Raw genomic sequence first — 21,984 nt, 5'->3', positions numbered from 1 at the left:
CCTCACGGGCGGACGACGCTGCTTTGACGAGACCCCCTGGCGGGCGGTACGCAGACCCGCTCGGCCGGTAGCGGCAGCGGTACCGGTACGGGGGCCGGCCGCGGCGGAAGGAGCTCCTCCAGGACCGCCGCCCGGGCCAGGGCGGGCCCCGCCGTCGCCTTGCGCAGCCACAGCCGGCGCAGCAACTCCCGCTCCCGGCAGGCGAAATCGGGCTCCCGCGCAGGTCCGCCCCGCCGGGCCCGGTGCCGCAGCAGGGCCAGAGCGGCCGCGTCCGCCTCGTACAGGGCGACCGCCCTGCCCGCGGCCCGGCCCCCGGTGCTCCGGGCCAGCGCACGGGCCAACGACCGGGCCGGCATCGACACCAGGGCCGGCACCTCCGCCGGGCGCAGCCAGCCCGCGGCCGCGTACACCGCCAGCTCCCCGGCGACGGCATGCAGCCGGCGCCGCCTTATCCGTACGGCCAGCCACAGCAGCAGCCCGAACACCGGGACCATCACGCAGCCGTAGACCACGTAGAAGCCGTATTCGCCGAACCGCGAGGAGCTGTTCCACAGCGCGTGCAGGCCCATCGCGGTCAGCAGCCCGAGCAGCGGCAGCCCGGTCCGGCGCAGCCGCCCGGCGGCGAGCGCGGCCGCGCCGAAGCCGAGCCCGGTGAGCACCGTGAACAGCGGGTGCGCGAACGGCGAGACCACGATCCGCACGAAGAAGGTTGCGGCCGTCACCGAGTCCAGCGGGGCGGCGCCGCTCTCCAGGTCCTCACCGAAGGCGTTGCCGAGGTAGAGGACGTTCTCGGTGCAGGCGAAGCCGGTGGCGGTGAACCCGGCCACCACGAACCCGTCCGCGGGGCCGGTGAACTGCCCTCTTCGGAACACGAACACCAGCAGCAGGGCCGCCGCCTTGGCGCTCTCCTCGACCACCGGGGCGACCGCCACCGAGCCGAGCCGGTCCGCGGCGGAGGCATCGGCCGTCGCAGCCGTTATCCACTCCGTGGCGAAGTTGTTGGCCAGTATCGCGATCAGGGCCGCGGTGCAGGCGCCCCAGCCGAAGCAGAAGAGCAGCTGCGCCCAGGGGCAGGGCGCGGCGCGGCCGAGCCACCGGAAGGCCGCCATGAGCAGCGGCACCGGCAGTACGGCCAGCCCGAGGCCGACGAAGAACCCCGCGGTACCGGTCTGTTCCCGCACGAGTTCGAGGATCGCCAGCCCCGACAGCGACAGCACGGCGAGCACGCACGTACGGACACCAGGGAGCGCTCGGAACACACGATGACTCTAGCGAGCCGCTCTGACACGAACAGTGACGACGGCGGTTCTCTACTCGTTCGGGGACGCCGGGCGGCGGGCGAAGAGCAGGTCGTGCACGACGTGCCCCTTGTCGAGACCCTGTCCCTCGAAGCGGGTGAGCGGCCGGAAGTCGGGCCGCGGCGCGTAGCCGCCGTCCGCCTGGGTGTTCTCGAACTCCGGGTGCGCCGTGAGCACTTCGAGCATCTGCTCGGCGTACGGCTCCCAGTCGGTCGCGCAGTGCAGTACGGCACCCGGGGCCAGACGGGTCGCGGCCAGGTCGAGGAACTCGGGCTGGATCAGCCGCCGCTTGTGGTGGCGGGCCTTGGGCCACGGGTCCGGGAAGTACACGCGCAGCCCGGCGAGGGAGTCGGGCGGCAGCATCTCGCGGAGCAGGATGATGGCGTCGCCGTTGGCGACGCGCACGTTGGTCATCCCGCCGCGCTCGGCGAGCGCCAGCAGGTTCCCCTGGCCCGGCGTGTGCACGTCGGCGGCGAGGATCCCGGTCGCGGGGTCGGCAGCGGCCATCTGCGCGGTGGCCTCACCCATCCCGAAGCCGATCTCGAGCACGACGGGAAGCCCGCCGAACAGCTCCTCGAGGTCGATGACGGAATTCCCGTCGATGTCGAGCCCCCACACGCCCCACAGCCGCTTCAGGGCTTCGCCCTGCCCGGTGGTCACCCGGCTGCGCCGCGGCTGGAAGCTCCGGATCCGCCGCTCGTGGTGCGAGCCGGCCGGGTCGGGGGAGGGCCCGTCGGGGAAACGGGGCTCGGTCCGCCACTTCGGGGGCACGTAGGAGTTCGCCTCCGGCGTGGCTTCCGGGGCGCTGGGCTGGGGGGTGAGGGACTCAGACACAATCCTCAGATTCTACGACCCCGCCCCCACCGCCGCCGCTGCCCGGACCCCGGCCGGGGTCAGGACGCCCGGAGGGTGGTCAGGGCGCGGCGGGCGATCTCGCGGCCGATCGGGAGCGAAGCCGTCGCGGCCGGCGACGGGGCGTTCAGGACGTGCACCGTCCTCGGCGCGTCCCGGATCAGGAAGTCGTCCACCAGCGTCCCGTCCCGCAGGACGGCCTGCGCCCGCACCCCGGCCCCGGCCGGGGCCAGGTCCGCCGACGAAACCCCTGGCAGGAGCCGCCGTACCGCCTCGGTGAAGGCCTGCTTCGACAGCGACCGGCGGATCTCGCCCGCCCCGTACCGCCAGTGCCGCCGGGCCATCCGCCAGGATCCCGGCCAGGCCAGCTCGTCCGCGACGTCCCGGGGCCGGACCACGCCCCACCCGTACCCTTCGCGCGCCAGCGCCGGCACCGCGTTCGGACCGACATGGACCCCGCCGCCGATCCCCCGCGTCAGGTGCACGCCGAGGAAGGGGAACGCCGGATCCGGGACCGGGTAGACCAGCCCCCGGACCAGCGAGGGCCGCGCCAGGTCGTAGTACTCCCCACGGAACGGCACGATCCGCATCCCGGGATCGTCCCCGGCCAGCCGCGCGACCCGGTCGCACTGCAGGCCCGCGCAGTTCACCAGCACACGGGAGCGGACCACCAGCCCGGACGTGGTGCGGACCGCCACCCCCGACGCCCGCCGCGAGATCAGATCCACCGCCCCGCCGTACACGATCTCCGCTCCGGAGGACTCCGCCAGCTGCTGCGCCACCTGCCCGTAGTCCACGATCCCGGTGGTGCCGACATGGATCGCGGCCAGGCCGCGCACCTCCGGCTCGTACTCCGAGATCTGCGCCGGGCCCAGCTCGCGCACCGGGATGCCGTTCTCCCGGCCCCGCTGCACCAGGGCGTGCAGCCGCGGCAGCTCCTCCCGCCCGGTGGCGACGATCAGCTTGCCGGTGACCTCGTGGGCGATCCCGTGCTCGGCGCAGAACTTCACCATCTCGGCGGCCCCGCGCACCGCGAAGCGCGCCTTGAGCGATCCCGGCCGGTAGTAGATCCCGCTGTGGATCACCCCGCTGTTGCGGCCCGTCTGGTGGCGGGCCGGGCCGGACTCCTTCTCCAGCACCACCACCCGCGTCCCGGGGGCCAGCTGCGCCAGGGCATGCGCCGTCGACAGGCCGACGATGCCACCGCCGATCACCAGCACATCGCAGTCGACCCTGCCCACGCTGCCCACGCCGCCGCCCAAGCTGCCACCTCCCACCCCTGCATACTGCACCCCACCACTGACAAAGCGGCTACGCGGGGGCCACCAACAGCGGCCGTGCCCGCTCCCGCAGCTCCGCCACGCGCGGCTCGTCCCCGTACGGCTCGAGCCGGTGCAGCAGGTCCCGTACGTACTCCGTCGTCCGCGCCGAGGAGATCCGGCCCGCGACCTCCACCGCCCGGGTGCCGGCCGCGCACGCCGCGTCCAGGTTGCCCGACTCCAGCTCGGCGACCGCGCTCACCACCAGCCGCAGCCCGTGCGAGCGCACGTACTCCTCCGTCGGCCGCGACAGCGCCTGCTCCGTGAAGCGCCGCACCTGCCGCGGCAGTTTCAGGTCCCGGTAGCATTCCGCCGCGTCCGCCGCGAACCGGTCGTACGAGTAGAAACCCAGCCACGTCGGATCCGGGTCGCCCTCCCGCGCCCGCTCCAGCCAGCCCTCCGCCGCCCGCAGCGCCGCCCCGGCGGCCGCCGAATCGCCCGCCTTCGCGTGCGCCCGCGCCTCGACGAGCCGGAAGAAGCTCATGGTGCGGGCGGTGGCCAGCCCCCGGTTGCGCTCCACGGCCGCCTGCGCGAGGTCCACGCCCTCGTCCGGGAAGTCCCGGTACGTCGCCTGCAATGACATCGAGGCCAGCACGTACCCGCCCAGCGGTACGTCCGCTGCCGCGCGGGCCAGGCGCAGCGCCTGGATGTAGTAGCGCTGGGCCGCCTCCTGCTGGCCGGTGTCGAAGGCCATCCACCCGGCCAGCCGGGTCAGCTCGGCGGTCGCGCCGAACAGTGCGCGGCCCACGTCGTCGCTGTACGAGCCGAGCAGCAGCGGCGCCGCGTCGACGCGCAGGCACTCGGGCACCATCGACGAACGCCAGTCCCCGCCGCCGTACTTGGAGTCCCAGCGGCGTGCGTCCTCGGCCGCCTCGCGCAGCTTGGTCACATCGCTGTGACCCACGCGCTGCGGCGCCGGGTCCGACAGCCCCACGACGGCGGCGGGCACCGCTGCGGGCGGGGCGTGCGGCGTTTCACCCGAAGACTGCGCGGGCAGACCCGTTGACGAAGACGACGACATCGGTGACGAAGACATCGGCGAGGCCGTCGGTCCCTGCGCCGGTGCGGGGCCCGGGGCCGCGGGCGCCGTGTTCGCCACCGGCTCGCGCGACGCCACGGTCGCACGGGGCGGGGCGGGCTCGCGCGCCACCGAACCGTCCGCCGGAGATATCAGCCAGCGCGAGGCGGGCGTCGCATACGCGGACACGGCGAACGAGCCGGCCAGCGACTGCCAGATCCCGCCACCGCCCCGGCGCCCGGCGAGGTCGAGCCGGTAGAGGTCGGTGGCCGAGCGCACCGCCTCGCCCACGTCCCGCGGGAAGGCCAGGCCGACCTCGGGCGCGGGGTCCGCATCCGCCAGCCCGATTTCGTGCAGCGGCACCGGCCGCCCCAGCTTCGCGCCGATCGCGGCGGCGATCAGATGCGGGGCCGCGCCCTGCGGCACCATCCCCTTCGACACCCACCGGGCCACCGACGTCTTGTCGTAGCGAAGCGTCAGGCCGCGCTGTGCGCCGAGGTCGTTGACCCGCCGGGCCAGCCCGGCGTTGCTGATGCCGGCGAGGGCGAGGACGGCGCCGAGCTTCTCGTTGGGCTCGCGGAGCTCCCTGGACATGCGCCACCCCTCGTCACACGCGGAACGCACACAACGCATACGCCGCCGAGGCATAGTTGCCCGGCATTTCGTAAACCCAGCGTAGTTCCCCGCCTCCCAAGCGTTAAGGCCCCGACTTCCGTATGGCGGGATTGTTGTCCGCCTGCACAGTCGGGCCGGGGCCCGCGCCGCGGGCGCACGTGCTCTCCCGTGCTCCGTGCGTGTGGCCGTGCGCCCGCCCGTGCGCTCTGGCCGGTCACCGGGCCCGGCGATTCGATGTGCCGTGCGTGGGTCGGCCCGCTGCGTGGATCCGGCGGGCCGGGGGATGCCGCTACCTCAATCCCCGCGGGTGGCGGAACGGTCCGGGGGGCGAATCCCGTCTCCCGGACCGCGCCCGCGCACCGCTGCGGTCGGGCGCCCCCGCGCGTGCGACGGCACTCAGTACGGCCGAAGAATGGCCGAAACCGACCTATGGGACGGTGGGAACGGAACGCCAAATACCGTGTGGCCGGGGCGTGTTCGTTTGCACGTGCGCCCTCCTCGGCCACTCCGGCACGCCTGTCTCGTGGCAGCATGGACCCCGAGCCACCCGGGGTCCCGTCGGCCGCGCCCTCTGCGCTGACCATGCCGTTCATGCCCCGGTCAATTGCCCACAGGCTGGGGAGGCGGCGGTGCGCTGGTTGGTCGGGTGGAGCAGTATCGCCGCGAGCTTCGGCACGGCCGGCCGGGTCTCCGGCCAGGGCGGACACGGCTCCGGCGGCCCTGCGAGCGGCGGCCCCGACGGACCCCTGAGCGGCGGCATCGCGGACGCAGACCATCCGTACGACCCGGCCGGCCAGGACGCCGAACGCACCGTCGTGCCCGTGGGCGCCCAACTCCTCTGGGGAGACCCCGACCCCCTCTGGGCCGTCGGCGACTGGCGCCCCGACGAGATCCGCACCCTCGCCGCCGACCCCGCCGACCCCTTCACCCGCCTGGCCGTCCTCGGCTGCTGCGGCGCCACCGACGCCGAGCTGCGGCGCGCACTCCTCGCCGCCCGCGGCGGAGCCCTGCGCCACCTCACCCAGTGGTCCGGCAGCTACACCGCCGTCGTCCAGACCGGCCGCCGGATCACCGTCGTCGGCGACCTCGCGGGTGCGCGCCCCGTGTTCTACACGCCCTGGGCCGGCGGCACCGCGTACGCCACCGCCGCGCTGCCCCTCGCCGACCTCATCGAGGCACAGCTCGACATCGGCCATCTCGCCGCCCTGCTGGCCTGCCCCGACAGCCCGGAGGCACTGGGCGACGGCACACCGTACGTCGGCGTACGGCGCATCCCGCCCGGGCACGCGCTGATCCTGCGCGAGGGCTCGCGCGAGATCACCGGGTACGAGCCGGTGGCCTCCCTCGCGGTGGCCGCGCCCGCGGCCGATCCCGAGCGCGCGGTGGAGGGCGTGCGGGAAGCATTGGTGGACGCGGTGCGCGCCCGGCTCACGGCACCACGGCATGCCCCCGACACGCCGCCCCACGACCCCGGCCCGGTGCCCGGAATGGGCCCCGCCGACCGGCGCGCGGCCCGGGGCGCACCCGCGCCGGTCCCCGGAGTCGGCGCCGACCTCTCCGGAGGCAGCGCCTCCGCGACCCTGGCCCTGCTCGCGGCAGGTCTGCCCGGGGCGCCCGGCACGGTGATGAAGCAGTCCGGCGAACGCCTCCTCGCCGTCACCTTCAACGACCTGGCCACCCCCCAGGGCCGCGAGGCCGAACTCGAACGCGCCCGCGCCATCGCCGCCAGCCCCCGGCTGCACCACGTGGTCGTGGCCGCAGCCGAGGAAGCCCTCCCGTACGCGGAACTCGACGGCCCCCTCACCGACGAACCCGGCCCCTCCCTCGTCACCGCCGCCCGCGAGCGGCGCCGGCTGGCGGCCGGCTCGGCCGACCACTTCGTCGGGCACGGAGCCCGCCAGGTCCTCGACGCCCACCCGGCCCGGCTCGCCGACCTCCTGATGGACCGCCGCCGCCGCCACCTGCTGCGCCCGGTCGCCGCCCTGGCCCGCTCCGCGCCGGGCGACTCCGCCCTGTCCCTCCTGGTCCCGTTCTCCGTCTACTCCGCGGCCCGCCGACTCGCCCGTACGCCGTACCGCGCGGGCATGGAGGCGGCCGCGGCCCGGCTGCGCGAAGGCGCCGTCGAGGGGGGCGCCTCGAACCCGGTGGACGCCTCGCTGGCCGCCCTGACCTGGTCCCGCCCGGGCCCGGCGGCGGGCTGGCTGACCGGCGAAGCCCTGGCGGAAGTATCGATCCGTCTCGCGACCGCCGCCGGCCGCCCGCCCCTCTCCCTGCGGCCCGGCGAGGCCCGGGCCCGCGCGGCGCTGACCCGCCACGCGGCGGACCACCGGGTCTTCGAACAGGCCGTGGAGGTCCGCAGCCAGCGCCTGCACGCCCCTTTCCTGGACAACCAGGTCGTACGGGCCGCCCGCGCGCTCCCCGAATCCCTGCGCGTCCAGCCCGGCGCCCGGGCGGCGATCCTGCGCAGCGTCCTCTCGTCGGCGGGCGTACGCGAACTCCCGCCGGGCTGGGGCGCCCCGGCCCACACCCCGAACGAAACGGCGACCCGCGTAGGCCTGCGCGCGGCACTCACCTCCCTCCTGGCCCTGTTTACGTCCCCCCTCCTCGCGGACGCCGGCCTGATCGAGGCCCGGGTGGTCCAACAGGCCCTGCTGGACGCGGCGGAGGGCCGCCCCGTCCCCCTCGACGGCCTCGCGGAGCTCGTCTCGATGGAACTGTGGCTGGGCCGCCTCCTGGCCCGCCGAGGCACGTGCTGGACGGGCACGTCCACCCCCCGCCGCCGAGCAGTCCCGCAGGGCGTCCCCATCCCCCGCCCAGCCCTGTCGTGACCGGTCCGGCCCAGCTGCCCCGGTAGCGCGCCCCGGTCGTCTGCCCCTGGCCGCGTACCGGGCGGTTCGGCCCGGGGGCCGGGTACGGGGCGCCCTGTGCGTGCCGACGCGGGGCCGGCCGGATGCCGCCGCTGACGCGGGGCCGGCCGCATGCCGCCGCTGGTGCCCCGGCCGCACGCCGCCGTCGGCGCCGCGGCCGAAGGGGTGGGAGCCGCGGACGCGGGAGCAGGAAGATCCGACGCGGACACGTGCACGGCAGGCCCGGCGGCCCGCCCCTCTTCCGTGCCGCCCGCTCGTACCGGGCCTGACCGCTGTCATCGACACTCGTTACCACGGGCCCGTATCACCGATGCCCGGTGGGCAGGCCGGGGGCTGTTGCCGACGTGCGTCATGGCATGGGTGGTGGCTGGCGTGGTGGGTCACTGCGGGCGGGCGGGGCAAGAAGACGGCGGGGCCGTCGTGACCGGTGGGGTGGACGGCACGCAGGCAGCGTCCGGCAGTGCGCCCGGCAGGCAGGGGCGGTCACGGCCCTGCTTGCGGGGTAACCCGGTCCGCACGACCGGCCCCGACCAGCAGGTGCGAGCGGTTCCTGGAGTTCCGTGACCCATTGGTCCCGGTCCTCCGGGCAGGCGAGGGTCAGCTCACGCGCGTAGCCCGCCGAGCGGTGGCCGTGGGTGTCGATCCCCCGGGCGAGGGCCTGGCCGATGGGCAGGACGCGGTCCATCGGGCCACGGTGCACCACGACACCACCGCCCCACGGCCGACCGCGCCGAAACTCCCCGACACCCCGGCCAGCGGCAAGGCAGAATTGCCCGGTGCGGTATCTCATCCTCGGCGTCACCGAAGCCCGTGACGAGACCGGCGCCCCCCTCCCCATTGGTGGCGCCCGCCTGCGCGCACTCCTGACCGCCCTCGCACTCCGCGCCGCGGCCGGCGCGCGGAGCGGCACCGCCTCCGTCGCCGACCTCGTCGACGAGGTCTGGGGCGACGACCCGCCCCAGGACGCCCCCGCCGCCCTGCAGGCCCTCGTCGGCCGGCTCCGCCGGGCCCTCGGCGGCCGGCACACCGTCCACGCCCACCCCGCCGGCGGTTACGGCCTCGCCGTCGCCGACCGCGACGACATCGACCTGCACCGGTTCACCCGGCTCGCCCGCCAAGGTGCCCACGAGCTGGCCGCCGACCCCGCCACCGCCGCCGGAACCCTCCGCACCGCCCTCGACCTCTGGCGCGGCCCCGCCCTCGCCGACCTCCCCGAGCCCGCCCGTACCGCCCACGCCGTCGCCCCCGAAGCGCACCGGACCGCCGCGCTCCGCGCCCGGATCGACGCCGAGCTCCGCAGCGGCGCCACCGACCCGGCGTCCCTCCTCCCGGAGATCGAGGCGCTGATCCAGGAACACCCGTACGACGAGCCCCTGCGCGCCCAGCAGCTCCGCGCGCTGCGCGCGGCCGGCCGCCCCGCCGCCGCCCTCGCCGCGTACGAAGGCATCCGCCGCACCCTCGCCGACACCCTCGGCACCGACCCGGGCCCCGAACTGACCGCCCTGCACGTGGAACTGCTCCAACCCCCGCCCCCGGCACCACCCACCCCCGCACCCCCGGCCCCCGCGCCCGCAGCCGCCCCCGCACCCCAGGCGTCCTCGGCCTCTGGGCGGGCAGCCGCCGCTGCTCCTTTGGTGTCCTCGGCCTCTGGGCCGGCAGCGGCCACTGCACCTTTGGTGCCCTCGGCCTCTGCGCCGGCAGCCGCCGCCGCATCTCTGGCGTCCTCGGCCTCTGCGCCGACAGCGGCCGCCGCACCTTTGGCGTCCTCGGCCTCTGCGCCGGCAGCCGCCGCCGGACTTTTGGCGTCCTCGGCCCCCGCGCCCCAGGTGCACCCGGCATCTCCCGCGCCCGCAATCGCCCCTGCGCCCCCGGTACCCGCCGCGCCCGCGGGGGCAACCGTGCTCCCGGCAGCTCCGGGGCCCGCAGTCGCCTCCGCGCTCCCGGAGCACCAGGCAGCTCCCCGGTTCCCGGCTTATCCCGCATCCTCCGCGCATCCCGCCCCCGCGGCGGCAACTGTGCTCCCGGAACGCCCTGCGCCCGCAGCATCCCCTGCGACCCCGGCGCACCCGGCAGCTCCCGCCCCCGCGGCGGCAACTGTGCACCCGGAACGCCCTGCGCCCGCAGCATCCGCCCTGCGCCCGCAGCATCCCCTGCGACCCCGGCGCACCCGGCAGCTCCCGCCCCCGCGGCGGCAACTGTGCACCCGGAACGCCCTGCGGCCGCAGCCGCCCCCGCGCCCCAGGCGCACCCGGTAGTCCCTGCGTGTGCAGCCGCCGCTGCACCCCTTGCGCGCCCGGCACCCCCCGTTTTCGCGGCCCCGGCCACCCTCGCGGCCCCGGCGGCGTTCGCGGCCCCGGCGGCGTTCGCGGCCCCGGCGGCCCCCGCGGCCCCGGCCGCACCCGCATCCCCCGCGGCACCCGCACCCCCCGCGGAGCCGACCGGCAACCTCCGTCCCCGTCTCACCTCCTTCGTCGGCCGCGAGCCCGAACTGGCCGCCCTGCACACCGACCTGGCCCGCCTCCGTCTCGTCACCCTCACCGGCCCCGGCGGTTCCGGAAAGACCCGGCTCGCCGAGCACGCCGCCTCCGCCCACCCCGAGCCCGGCTGGCTCGTCGAACTGGCCCGCCTCGACCACCCCGCCGCCGTCCCCGGCGCGGTCCTCAGCGCCCTAGGCCTGCGCGAGAACACCCTCGTGGCCCGCGAGAAGACTGCCGCCGACGACCCCGCCGCCCAGCTCGTCGAGCACTGCGCGAACCGCCGCCTGCTCCTCGTCCTCGACAACTGCGAGCACGTCATCGGTGCCGCCGCCGAACTCGCCGAGCGCCTCCTCACCCACTGCCCCGGCATCCGGATCCTGGCCACCAGCCGCGAACCCCTCGGCGTGCCCGGCGAAACGGTCCGCCCCGTCGACCCCCTGCCGCCCGACCCCGCACACCGTCTCTTCGCCGACCGCGCCGCCGCCGTCCGCCCCGGCTTCACCCCCGCCGAGGACCCGGCCGCCGTCGCCGAGATCTGTGCCCGCCTCGACGGGCTGCCGCGACCGCTTCCGGCTCCTGACCAGCGGCGCCCGTACCGTCCTGCCCCGCCAGCAGACCCTGCGCGCCGTCGTCGACTGGTCCTGGGACCTGCTGGACGACAAAGAGCGCACCGTCCTGCGCCGCCTCTCCGTGTTCGCCGGCGGCTGCGACCTCCCCGCCGCCGAAGCCGTCTGCGCGGACGACACCCCGGACGACACCCCGGACGACACCCCGGACGACACCCCGGACGCCGCCCTGGACGTCGCCGACGTCCTCGGCTCCCTCGTCGACAAGTCCCTCGTCATCGCCACCCCCGGCCAGGGCGTCGGCGGCAGCGGCATGCGCTACCACATGCTCGAGACCATCCACGAGTACGCCACCGAACGCGCAGCCGCACGCGCACCCGACCGCAGCGCCGCCGCCCACCGCCACGCCGCGCACTTCCTGGACCTCGCCGAGGAGGCCGAGCCCCTCCTGCGTTCCGCCGCCCAGCTCCCCTGGATCCGCCGCATCGAGACCGAGCTCGACAACCTCCGGGCCGCGCTCCTGCACACCATCGAAACGGGCGCCGCCGAGACCGGCCTGCGCCTCGTCCTCGCCCTCGGCTGGTTCTGGTGGCTGCGCAACTACCGTACTGAGGGCGCGGAATGGGCGGCCCGTGCCCTGGAGTCCCACCCCGTCGAGCCGCCCGAGGGCACCCCCGAGTACTGGCCCTTCATGCGCACGCAGATGCTGCGCGTCCTCCTCCTCGCCGAAGGCCACGCGCCCGAGGAGTTCCGCACCCCGCAGAACACCGCCCTCGCCGACCGCATCCAGAAGGTCTTCCGCGGCTCCGGCCCCGAAACCGCCCGCTTCCCCGGCATGCTCTGGCCGATGACCACGTTCCTCACCGGTGACACCCGGGACGTCCGCGACGGGCTCGCCGAGACGGTCGACAACTGCCGCCGCCACGCCGGAGACTGGGAACTGGGCATCACCCTCATGCTCCGCACCCACGTGACCATCGACCTCACGGGCGGCCTGCCGTCCGTCGACGCCGACCTCGCCGAACTGCACGAGATCGCCGACCGCGTCGGCGACCGCTGGACCCGTGCCCAGGTGGCGAGCGCCGCCGGCGAGGTCGCACTCTCCCGCGGCCGGTACGACTGGGCCCGCGCCGAGTACGAGGAGTGCCTGCGCCTCGCCCGCGAGGTCGGCGCCCACACCGAGGTGCCCTTCGCCATCGCCCGGATCGCCGAGTCCGCCTTCTGCTCCGGCGACTTCGACGGCGCCGAGCAGCTGCTGGCGGAGGTCGCCCGCGAAGTCGAGCCCTACGGCGGCGTGTACGACGTACGGGCCTACGGCGGCATGCTCGCGGCGCTGCTCGCCCTCGTCCGCGGGGACCTCGAGCGGGCCCGTGCCGAGTGCGAGCTGGCTCGCGCCGCGTCCGGAATGATCTCAGCGCCCCCGCAGCTCGCCGCCGGGCTCGACAACATCGACGCCGTCCTCACCGCCCGCGCACACGGCCCGGAGGCCGGCCTCGCGAAGCTCGGGCCGGCCCTGGCCGCCGCCGTCGCCGCACACTGCGCCGAGCGCGTGGTCGCCTCGCTCTCCGACAACGCCGCCGTACTGCTGGCCGCCGCCGGGCGCAGTGCCGAGGCCGTACGGGTGCTCGCGGCGGCCACCGCCTGGCGCGCGGGCCACCCGCGCTCGGTCCCGGAGCAGGCCGCCGTCGGCGGACTCCCGGACGGCACCCGCGCCGTGCTGGGCCCCGACCGCTACGAGCAGGAGGTGGCGGCGGGCGCCGAGCTCTCCCCGGCCGAGGTCGTCACCCTTCTCACCGGCAGCTGATCACTGCGTCGGCCCAGCTCGCCAGGGTCGGCAGGCTGCCCTGCCCGGCCTGCTCGACCACCAGCCGCAGCGTCTTGCGCCCGGCCAGGGGGACGTCCACGGCGGCGGCCGGATCCCCGTACCCGAGCGTGCCCGACCGCCACAGCCGCTGCCCGTCGGCGTACACGGAGAACCGCACCGTGCCGTCGGTGAACAGCGACAGGTCGTCCACCCCGGCCCGCGCAGAGAACGCCGTGCACGGCCGGTTGAGGGTGATCTCCACCGAGGAACGGGAGTTCACGGTGAGCCCCTGCGCGAACCGTCTGTCCCCGATCCGCAGCCCCCACCGCTGCCACACCCAGCTGCTGCGCCAGGTCTGCAGCTCGGGGCCGCTGTGGTCGCCGAACGCGGCGTGTTCGAGCCCCGCCAGCCGGAACCCCTGCGGCGGCTTCGGCTCGGTCGGAGACGGGGACGGCCTCGCCGGACTCCGGCTCGGTACGGGGCTCGGCGTCGGCGACGGCTTCGGGGAGGGCGCCCGGGACACCGGCGGGGCCGGGGCCTCCGGCATCGGCACGGACGGGGTCGGCGACGCCGGAGCCGTGTGCGGCGCGGACGGTACGGAGCCCTGCGCGGCCGGCGGCTCCGGGACCGAGGAGGGGCGCGGAGCCGGGACCAGCGGCACCACGGGCGCCGCCACACTCGGCACGGGCTGCGCCGCGGCCCCCGGCTCGGGATCGTCCCCGGCCAGCGCGAACACCACCCCGGCAGCCGCGGCGACCGCGATCCCGGCGGCTAGGGCGGCCTTGGCCGACAGCCCGAGCCCCTCGGACACCACCGCACCCCCGACCCCGGACCCGGCACCCCCGGCGCCGCCCCCGGCTCCGGCAGCCCCGGCTCCGGAAGCCCCGGCTCCGGCAGTCCCTGCCGCCGCACCCGCGGTCCCGCCGGCTGCCCCGGCCCCGGCGGCGCCGGCACCCGCTCCGGCGGTCGACCCGCCCGAGGCCGCGGCGGCAGCGCCCGCGCCCCCGACGGCAACGGCCCCGCCGGCCACGACCCCGGCCGCCTTCGCCGCGTACCCGGCGGCGAACCACCCGATGACCGCGACGGGCAGCAGCGCGGGAATGCCCGCGTTGACGTCCTTGAGCTCCCCGGCGGCCAGCCGGCACTTCGCGCACTCCTCCAAGTGCCCGCGCAGCCCCCGCTCCGCCCGCATCCGCAGCCCGCCGCGGGCGTACGCGCCCAGCCGGTCCGCGTAACGCGCGCAGTCCCCGCCCGCACTGAGCGCCGAGCTCACATGCGCCTGCAGATAGGCCTGCTTGAGCCCCTCCCGGGCCCGGCCGGCCAGCACCGCCGTCGCGTTCGCGCTCAGCCCGAACAGCGGCGCGATCGCACTCGGCGAGGCGTCCTCCACGGTGGTGTGCCACAGCACGGCCTGCCACCGCTCGGGCAGGCTCCGGAAGGCCTGCACGGCCAGCGACTGCTCGGCCTCCCGCATCGCCCGGACGTCCGCGCCCAGTTCGAGCGTGTCGTCCCCGGACAGACCGGCCAGCCCGCCGCCGACCTCGGCTCCCACGGCCGCCTGCTCGGCGAACACCGCGAAGTCCTCGACGAGATGCTCCCGCCGGGACGTCTTCGCCCAGGCCGCCGCGACCCGCCGTACGGTGGTCAGCAGATACGCGCGCACCGACTGGTCCGGCCCGGCCCCGCCCCGTACCGCCTGCAGCGTCCGGGCGAACACCTCGGCGGTCAGGTCCTCGGCCGTGTGCCCGTCCCGGCAGCACGTCCGCGCGTAGCGCCGTACCGAATCGGCGTGCCGGAGGAACAGCTCCTCGTACGCACCGTCGTCGCCCCCGCGCATCCGGGCGACCAACTCGCCGTCGGACGGCGGCAGCTCGGCTCCGGAGCGCCTCGACGCCGCATGCCTCCCGCGCGGTTCGCGCTGGGCCGGGACCTGGCCTGCGGCCGGGTCGTCCGCCTCGACCTCGCCGCCGGCACCGCCGAACTCGCCGGCACCACCGAGCGGCTCTTCCCGACCGTCAACACCCATCGCGGAAGCCCCCGCCCGACACACTCACCCGGTACACCGTTCAAGCGTGTCACACGGGGGGTGCGCGCCGAACCCCTCTCCACGCCATCCACCCGTCCGGGCAGCACCCGGTGAATCCCCCCACCCGGCCCTCACTCTTTCGAGTGAGCGGCCGTTCGGGGGAGCGTTCGACGAACGGGTCGGCGGGTGGAGCGGGCAGCCGCATGCACCCCTCGCAGGGGACCCGGCAAGGGCCTCCGCACGGACGCGGACTGATCCCCGTACGGCTCAGACCGTCCGGGAACGCAGCCCTTCGAGCAGGATGTCGAGCAGCCGGGACGAAGCCGCCGCCTGCTGCGCCGCGTCGGGCAGGGCCGGGGCGGCCGTCGCTATCACCAGCAGCACATCGGCCACCGTGACATCGCCGCGCAGCTCACCGGCCTCCCGGGCGCGGTCGACGAGCCGGCCGACCACCTCGAGCAGCGCACCCGCGCCCGCGTCCTCCGAGGGTTCGTCCTCGACGGAAGTCCGCGCACCCACGACCCGCAGCTCCGGGGCCCCGGTGCCGGTCACGCCGGCCTGTCGCTGGTGCGGCACCCGCGCCTGTTCCGCGTCCTCGACGCCGTCCTCGCTCGCCGACCCGACCCGCAGCACCTGCGGCGGCAGCAGCCGCCCGGCGCCCGAGGCCACGGAGGTGCGCAGGAAGCGCGACAGCGCCTGCCACGGCTCCTCCTCCTGGCCCAGCGCGGTCCTGGCCTGCTCGGTCAGCCGGGCGGTCTCTTCCTCGGCTATCCGGCGGACCAGGACGTCCTTGCTCGGGAACCGCCGGTACACGGTGCCGACGCCGACGCGTGCGCGCCGCGCCACGTCCTCCATCGGAGCCCCGTAGCCCAGTTCGCCGAACACCTCGCGCGCCGCGCGCAGCACGTGCTCGAGGTTGCGCTGGGCGTCGACGCGCAGCGGCGTGGAGCGACCCACGCCGTGCGTGGTGCCGCCCGTCATCAGGCGACCGTTGCTCTCACCGGAGAGTGCGGTCGCAGAACCATGGAAATCGGAAATGTTCATATGTATCCCCCGGTAATCATTTGTCTCCCCCCGGAGACACTCCCCGCCTTCGTGTCGAGGTGGGCCACGGTCAGGTGGGCCCCGGTCTCACTCCTCGACGAGATACGAACATAGTTGAGCCAGAGTCAATTCAGAAGAGGCAGCCCCGGACGGACCACCGCCCGATCGGAGCATTCACCCCCACTTTTCCGATCCAAGCCACCGGAATCACCCTCTCCGCACCCCCTGACCTGCGGAACTCCACCCCTACCCCGGCCGTCCGACACCCCCGTACCGGCGTCCCCTCCGGTCACACAATGTGTCAGGCCTGTGGACAAACTCCCGGCCACGTTGCGTCATGGGATGGTGAAGGCTGCTAACTCCCGGGGCACGGCCCCCGGTACCCCGCCCCGCACGCGCATCCTCGTCGTCGGCGGGGGCTACGTCGGCATGTACACGGCGCTCCGGCTCCAGCGAAAGCTCAGAGCCGGCGAAGCCGAGGTCACGGTGGTGACTCCCGAGCCGTACATGACGTACCAGCCCTTCCTCCCCGAGGCGGCCGCCGGCTCGATCTCCCCACGCCACGTCGTCGTCCCGCTCCGCCGCGTCCTGGGCAAGTGCCGCATCGTCATCGGCGAGGTCCAGCGCATCGACCACGCCAAGCGGACCGCGACCGTCAGCACCCTCGCCACCACCGACGAGGGCACCGGCGCCCAGGAGCTCGAGTACGACGAAATCGTCGTCGCCCCCGGATCGGTCTCCCGCGCCCTGCCCATCCCCGGACTCGCCGACTACGCCATCGGCTTCAAGACCGTGGAAGAGGCCATCGGCCTGCGCAACCACGTCATCGAACAGATGGACATCGCCTCCTCCACCCGCGACCCCGCCCTCCGCGACGCCGCCCTCACCTTCGTCTTCGTCGGCGGCGGCTACGCGGGCGTCGAGGCCCTCGGCGAACTCGAGGACATGGCCCGCTACGCGGCCCGCTACTACCACAACGTCAAACCCGAGGACATGAAGTGGGTCCTGGTCGAGGCCAGCGACCACATCCTCCCCGAGGTCGGCCCCGAACTGGGCGTCTACACGATCCGCGAACTGCGCCGCCGGAACATCGACGTCCGCCTCGAGACCCGGCTCGAATCCTGCGAGAACCGCGTCGCCGTCCTCAGCGACGGCGCCCGCTTCCCCACCCGCACCGTTGTATGGACCGCCGGCGTCAAACCGCACCCGGTCCTCGCCGCCTCCGACCTCCCCCGCAACGAACGCGGCCGCCTCGCCTGCACCGCCTTCCTCACCGTCGACGGCGTCGAACACGCCTGGGCCGCCGGCGACGCCGCCGCCGTCCCCGACATCACCGCGAAAGAGAAGGGCCGCGAATGCGCCCCCAACGCGCAGCACGCCGTCCGCCAGGCCAAGGTCCTCGCCGACAACCTGCTGGCCTCCCTGCGCGGAGAACTCCTGACGGAATACGCCCACAAGTACGCGGGCTCCGTGGCCTCCCTCGGCCTCCACAAGGGCGTCGCCCACATCTACGGCCGCAAGCTCAAGGCCTACCCCGCCTGGCTGATGCACCGCACCTACCACCTCAGCCGGATCCCCACGTTCAACCGCAAAATGCGCGTGCTTGCCGAATGGACCCTCTCGGGGCTCTTCAAGCGTGAGATCGTCTCCCTCGGCTCCCTCGAACACCCCAGGGCAGAATTCGAACTCGCCGCCGGACTCGGCCACAGACACCCCCTGCCCCCGCCCACCCCCAACCCCCCGAAGGACAGCCAGGGCTGACGTTGTCAGTGCGGTCGGCCACACTGGACGTGTGACCATAGGTGGGCTCACATCTGCACACAGTGACATTCACCCGTGACATCCACCGAGCGACACCGGCCAGCGACCGACCACGAGAAGCACAGCGACCACTTGCGACACCACGAGGCTTGAACGCAGTGAACTTCACGCGCTGGAGCGCCCGTTTTCCCGGAACGCAGCGCCGCGCCGCCGCACGGTCCGAACACGCCGCCGCACAGGCCAAGCGGGGAGAGGGCGCCGTTCCGGCGGCCCGCGGCGCCGCCGCCCGCCCGGCAACGGCGCCGGACGGCTGCCCAGCCGACCCCGCGGACCCCACGGTCTGCGGCACGGGCACGGGCACGGGATCAGGAACGGGCACCGGCAGCGGATCGGACACCGGCAGCGGCGCCCTCGCCGCCGTGCCCTCCCCCGACGAGCTCTCCGTACGGGAGGTCCTCGGCCGGCTCCCGGCCCTCGTCGCCGTCGTCCACGGCCCCGAGCACCGCGTCGCCTACGTCAACGACGCCTACACCGCGGGCTTCGGCCCCCGCCCCACCGGCGCACCCGCCCACGACGCCCTCCCCGAACTCGGCGAACTCGGCCTCCTCCCGCTCCTCGACCAGGTCCAGCGCAGCGGCAAGCCCCGTACCGCCAAGAACCGCACCGCCCCCGGCGGCGCCAGCTCGTACACGGTCACCTGCACCCCCGTCGAGTTCCCCGAGGACGACACCGAAGGCGGGGCCGATCCCCACCACACCGGGGTCCTGATCCACCTCGCCGACGTCACCGACCACGCCGAAGCCGTCGAACGGCTGCGCGCCAGCGAGCGCCGCCAGCGCGAAGCCGCCGTCACCCTCCAGCGCTCCCTCCTCCCGCAGGAACTCGAACAGCCCGACGACCTCCGCATCGCCGCCACCTACCAGCCCGGCGGCACCGAAGCGGCCGTCGGCGGCGACTGGTACGACGTCATCACCCTCGGCGCCGGCCGCACCGCCCTCGTCATCGGCGACGTCATGGGCCGCGGGGTCCGTGCCGCCGCAGTCATGGGCCAGCTGCGCACCGCCGTCCGCGCCTACGCCCGACTCGACCTGCCCCCGCACGAGGTGCTCCAGCTCCTCGACGGCCTCGCCGCCGAGATCGACGCCAGCCAGATCGCCACCTGCGTCTACGCCGTCCACGACCCCAACGAGGGCCTCCTCGCGTACGCCTCCGCCGGCCACCTCCCGATCCTCGTCCGGGACGAGGACGGCACCGTACGCCGCGCCGCCGACCCCACCGGCCCGCCGCTCGGCACCGGCGGCTGGCTGCACACCTCCGGCACCATCGCCCTCGGCCCCGGCTCCACCGCCGTCCTCTACACCGACGGCCTGGTCGAACGGCGCGGCGAGGACATCGACGAGGGCGTCGCCGCCCTGGAACGCGCCCTCTCCGGAGCCCAGGGCACCCCCGCCGTCATCTGCGACCGCCTCATGCGCGCCCTCGGCGTCGACGCCGACCACGACGACGACGTCGCCGTCATGGTCCTCCAGCAGCCCGCCCGCACCGGAGCCGATGCCGAGCTCTTCCACAACGCCGCCCTGGAACTCCTCGGCGGCATCGAGGCCGCCCCCCGCGCCCGTGCCTTCGCCACCGGAGTCCTCGCCTCCTGGCGCTTCCCGGTCGAACTGTGCGACCTCGGTGTCCTCGCCGCGAGCGAGCTCGTCGCGAACTCCCTCCAGCACGGCACCCCGCCCATGCGGCTGCGGCTGCGCCGCACCGACCGCCGCCTGATCATCGAGGTCACCGACGGGGACGACCACCTCCCGCGCCGCCGCCGCGCCGAACCGGCCGACGAGACCGGCCGCGGCATCTCGATCGTCGCGACGATCGCCTCGTCCTGGGGCTCCCGCCGCACCCCGGGCGGCGGCAAGGCCGTCTGGTGCGAGTTCGCCCTGCCGGACAAGTAGGGGTACGCGAAAGGCCCGGTCCCATCGGACCGGGCCTTCTCCCCTCTCCTCCGCGGGCGCGCATCTCCTACGCGGGCACGCGCTCCGGCTCGGCGACCTTCACGGCCACCGCCGGCACCGCCTCGCCCTTCAGCAGCCACGGCCTGTCCTGCACCGGGCCCAGCTGCTTGCCGAGCCGCAGTGCCAGCCACGCGATCCCCAGCGAGACCACGACGAACACCCCGATGTAGAGCATCGGCACCCCCGCACCGAGCGGCACCCCCAGCGGCCCGAGAGCCAGCGCCATCTGCTTGACCAGCGCGAAGGCGGAGTTGTACTGACCCACCGAACCCTCCGGCGCCAGGTCGGCCACCAGCGGGGCCAGGGTCGGCGACAGCATCGCCTCGCCGAGGCCGAAGAGCGCGTACGTCGTGACGAACGCGGCGGCGGCCATCAGCGCGCTGCCGTGCCCCAGCCCCGAGAACCCGGCGATGACCCACGCGACGGTCCAGATCAGGCCGACCAGCGCGATCACCCGCGACCGGCGGCGCTTCTCGACCAGCTTCAGCACGACGAACTGCGCCACGACGATCGCACCGGTGTTGGCGGCCAGCGCGAAGCCGAGGGTGGACGGGGAGATCCCGGCGGCCTCGGTACCGAAGGCCGCGAGCCCGGACTCGAACTGCCCGTAGCAGGCGAAGAAGATCACGAAGCCCAGCACCAGCAGCTTGACCATGGCCCTGTGCTCGAGCAGCCGCTTCCACGCACTGCCCGCCCGGGACTCGTCCCGCGGCACGGCGTCCTTGATGCTCGGCGCGTGCGGCATCCGCACGGTGAGGATGACGCCGGCCAGGACCAGGAACATCACGGCCTCGATGCCGAACAGCAGGGTGAAGCTGGCGGGCCGGCTCTCGTCGACGATCTGGCCGCCGATGAGGCCGCCGATGCCGAGGCCCAGGTTCTGCATGAAGAACTGGAGGGCGAAGGCGCGCGTCCGGGTGCCCGGCGTCGAGCACCACACGATCATCGTGGCCAGCGCCGGCTGCATGACGGCCTGCCCGGCGCCGAGCGCCAGGGCGGACAGCAGGATCGGCACGATGCCCGTGGAGAGCCCGAGAGACAGCGCGCCTGCCGACGCGGCGACGGCCGCACCGACGACCACGGGGACGGGACCCCGGCGGTCGATGACCCGACCGGTGAGGGGCAGCGCGACCAGGGCACTCACGGCGAAGGCCACGAACGCACTCGTGGCCGCCATGGAGCCCAGACCTCGCACCTGCGCCACGTAGATGTAGAGGAACGGAACCGTGAAGCCGATGCCGAACGCGGTCAACGCGTTGCCGGCCTGGATCCGCCGCATCGCAGCGCCCATCACCTTGGTCACTTCTCACCTGCCCTTGCAGAACTGAAGTCCGAAGACTTCATAGCTAAAGTTCGACCCTTAACTCTACACATCGAAGGAGTTAGACGCCAACGGGCCCATGCGATACTTCGAACCATGGGTGACACCCCCGACGGCACCGCGCCCGTCCATGAGCCGAGCCTCGACGAGCAGATCGCCGTCTACCAGCGCGAATTCCAGGACCTCGATCCCCAGGTCGAGAAGGTGGTCTCCGCACTGAGCCGGCTGAACCGCCGCATGAACGTCGCGTACGGGCGCCAGACCGCCGCCCTGGGCATCAGCAACGCGGAGTGGGAGGTCCTCAAGGCCCTCGTCATCTCCGGAGCCCCGTACCGGATGGGCCCGAGCGAGCTCGCGAAGCAGCTGGGCCTCACGCCGGCGGCGATGACCCACCGGATCGACCGCATGACGGCGGAAGGACTGGTGACGCGCGAACGGGACGAGTCCAACCGCGTCCGCGTGATCGTGGAGCTCACGGACGAGGGCCGCAGCAAGTGGCTCGACGCCATGCGCGCGGCCACGGTCTTCGAGGAGGACCTCCTCCAGGACCTCTCCACGGCGGAACGCGGCGTGCTGGGCGACATGCTCACCCGGCTCCTGGACCGCGTGGAGGACCTCCAGTCGCCGAGCTGACGGGCCCGTCAGCTGCGGGGTTGACACCGACCCCGCGGGTCCGTAAGGTTCTTCGAGTTGTCCCTGAGCCGGAAGGTTTTGGAGACAACAAATCCCGCCGCCTCGTTGCGGCACCCAACTCAGCACGATCTCCCACCGGGAACCAATTCGGCATGCCCGAATTAATTTCCGAAGGCCGATTATGAATCGACCGGGAAATCCACTAGAGTTCAGGGAGTCGGAAGGGCCCAACAGCCCCGAAGACAAACCCCGCTGACTGGGGGTCAGGCCCGAAAGGATCTGATAGAGTCGGAAACGAAGAACGAAAGCCCGGAGGAAAGCCCGAGAGGGTGAGTACAAAGGAAGCGTCCGTTCCTTGAGAACTCAACAGCGTGCCA

General features: G+C 74.5%; 13 protein-coding genes and 2 pseudogenes. 7 read left to right on the top strand and 8 right to left on the bottom strand.

The genetic code is table 11. The annotated features are described in order from the left end of the window. Positions 1-2: 2 nt before the first annotated feature. From IF09_RS0105020 to IF09_RS0105005, 4 genes are read right to left on the bottom strand one after another with little or no spacing between them, the layout of a single operon-like run. Positions 3-1,259, bottom strand: coding sequence for a PrsW family intramembrane metalloprotease (locus IF09_RS0105020; RefSeq protein ID WP_051832119.1), 1,257 nt, complete (start codon positions 1,257-1,259; stop codon positions 3-5). Positions 1,260-1,310: 51 nt separating this feature from the next. Continuing rightward, a complete protein-coding gene (gene trmB / locus IF09_RS0105015; RefSeq protein ID WP_037634016.1) occupies positions 1,311-2,132 on the bottom strand; it encodes a tRNA (guanosine(46)-N7)-methyltransferase TrmB in 822 nt (273 codons plus the stop codon). A gap of 59 nt (positions 2,133-2,191) precedes the next feature. Then, positions 2,192-3,412, bottom strand: coding sequence for an L-2-hydroxyglutarate oxidase (gene lhgO, locus IF09_RS0105010; RefSeq protein WP_037634015.1), 1,221 nt, complete (start codon positions 3,410-3,412; stop codon positions 2,192-2,194). Positions 3,413-3,461: 49 nt separating this feature from the next. Next, the gene (locus tag IF09_RS0105005; protein WP_030292314.1) at positions 3,462-5,081 is read right to left on the bottom strand and encodes a hypothetical protein; all 1,620 of its coding nucleotides are present in this window, start codon (positions 5,079-5,081) and stop codon (positions 3,462-3,464) included. A 650-nt stretch (positions 5,082-5,731) separates the two neighbouring features. On the opposite strand from IF09_RS0105005, the gene IF09_RS0105000 reads away from it, so the two are divergent. After that, complete coding sequence (locus tag IF09_RS0105000; RefSeq protein WP_030292312.1) at positions 5,732-7,930, top strand: asparagine synthase-related protein; 2,199 nt, start codon at positions 5,732-5,734, stop codon at positions 7,928-7,930. Positions 7,931-8,507: 577 nt separating this feature from the next. Here IF09_RS0105000 and IF09_RS46745 read toward each other — a convergent pair. Then, a pseudogene (locus tag IF09_RS46745) lies at positions 8,508-8,672 on the bottom strand (MerR family transcriptional regulator); the annotation flags it as partial. Between the two features lie 73 nt (positions 8,673-8,745). Between IF09_RS46745 and IF09_RS48415 the strand changes: the two are divergent. The 3 genes and pseudogenes from IF09_RS48415 (at position 8,746) to IF09_RS39905 (ending at position 12,816) form a co-directional block, all read left to right on the top strand. Next, complete coding sequence (locus IF09_RS48415; protein ID WP_030292311.1) at positions 8,746-10,224, top strand: AfsR/SARP family transcriptional regulator; 1,479 nt, start codon at positions 8,746-8,748, stop codon at positions 10,222-10,224. Beyond that, positions 10,167-10,742: pseudogene (locus IF09_RS46735) on the top strand (AAA family ATPase); the annotation flags it as partial. The gene IF09_RS48415 and the pseudogene IF09_RS46735, both read left to right, overlap by 58 nt. A 241-nt stretch (positions 10,743-10,983) precedes the next feature. Further along, a complete protein-coding gene (locus tag IF09_RS39905; protein WP_051832116.1) occupies positions 10,984-12,816 on the top strand; it encodes an ATP-binding protein in 1,833 nt (610 codons plus the stop codon). Here the strand turns inward: IF09_RS39905 and IF09_RS0104985 are convergent. Together IF09_RS0104985 and IF09_RS0104980 are read right to left on the bottom strand one after the other, a co-directional pair. Then, on the bottom strand, positions 12,803-14,842 hold the full coding sequence (locus IF09_RS0104985; RefSeq protein WP_030292310.1) for a sigma-70 family RNA polymerase sigma factor: 2,040 nt from the start codon (positions 14,840-14,842) through the stop codon (positions 12,803-12,805). The genes IF09_RS39905 and IF09_RS0104985 overlap by 14 nt on opposite strands. A gap of 267 nt (positions 14,843-15,109) precedes the next feature. Further along, positions 15,110-15,886, bottom strand: coding sequence for a TetR/AcrR family transcriptional regulator (locus IF09_RS0104980; RefSeq protein WP_030292309.1), 777 nt, complete (start codon positions 15,884-15,886; stop codon positions 15,110-15,112). Between the two features lie 342 nt (positions 15,887-16,228). Here IF09_RS0104980 and IF09_RS0104975 point away from each other — a divergent pair, with 342 nt between their 5' ends. Together IF09_RS0104975 and IF09_RS0104970 are read left to right on the top strand one after the other, a co-directional pair. Next, positions 16,229-17,647 (top strand): NAD(P)/FAD-dependent oxidoreductase, encoded by a 1,419-nt coding sequence (locus tag IF09_RS0104975; RefSeq protein WP_030292308.1) that lies wholly within the window; start codon positions 16,229-16,231, stop codon positions 17,645-17,647. 158 nt (positions 17,648-17,805) lie between these two features. Next, the gene (locus IF09_RS0104970; RefSeq protein WP_030292306.1) at positions 17,806-19,593 is read left to right on the top strand and encodes an ATP-binding SpoIIE family protein phosphatase; all 1,788 of its coding nucleotides are present in this window, start codon (positions 17,806-17,808) and stop codon (positions 19,591-19,593) included. Positions 19,594-19,660: 67 nt separating this feature from the next. On the opposite strand, the gene IF09_RS0104965 is transcribed toward IF09_RS0104970, so the two are convergent. Then, positions 19,661-20,956: an MFS transporter gene (locus IF09_RS0104965; RefSeq protein WP_030292305.1), complete on the bottom strand. Its 1,296-nt coding sequence runs from the start codon at positions 20,954-20,956 to the stop codon at positions 19,661-19,663. Between the two features lie 114 nt (positions 20,957-21,070). Here IF09_RS0104965 and IF09_RS0104960 point away from each other — a divergent pair, with 114 nt between their 5' ends. Then, positions 21,071-21,607 (top strand): MarR family winged helix-turn-helix transcriptional regulator, encoded by a 537-nt coding sequence (locus IF09_RS0104960; protein WP_030292304.1) that lies wholly within the window; start codon positions 21,071-21,073, stop codon positions 21,605-21,607. Positions 21,608-21,984: the final 377 nt, after the last annotated feature.

The sequence above is a fragment of the Streptomyces katrae genome (assembly GCF_000717655.1).
Taxonomy (GTDB): domain Bacteria; phylum Actinomycetota; class Actinomycetes; order Streptomycetales; family Streptomycetaceae; genus Streptomyces; species Streptomyces katrae_B.
The sequence above is the reverse complement of the archived record's forward strand: the minus strand, read 5'-3'. Positions and strand labels throughout refer to the sequence as shown.

Bases quoted from the DNA above. Each gene is read 5' to 3' on its own strand.
- IF09_RS0105005 (WP_030292314.1), bottom strand. From the start codon at position 5,081: ATGTCCAGGGAGCTCCGCGAGCCCAACGAGAAGCTCGGCGCCGTCCTC.
- IF09_RS0104985 (WP_030292310.1), bottom strand. From the start codon at position 14,842: ATGGGTGTTGACGGTCGGGAAGAGCCGCTCGGTGGTGCCGGCGAGTTC.
- IF09_RS0104980 (WP_030292309.1), bottom strand. From the start codon at position 15,886: ATGAACATTTCCGATTTCCATGGTTCTGCGACCGCACTCTCCGGTGAG.
- IF09_RS0104975 (WP_030292308.1), top strand. From the start codon at position 16,229: ATGGTGAAGGCTGCTAACTCCCGGGGCACGGCCCCCGGTACCCCGCCC.
- IF09_RS0104960 (WP_030292304.1), top strand. From the start codon at position 21,071: ATGGGTGACACCCCCGACGGCACCGCGCCCGTCCATGAGCCGAGCCTC.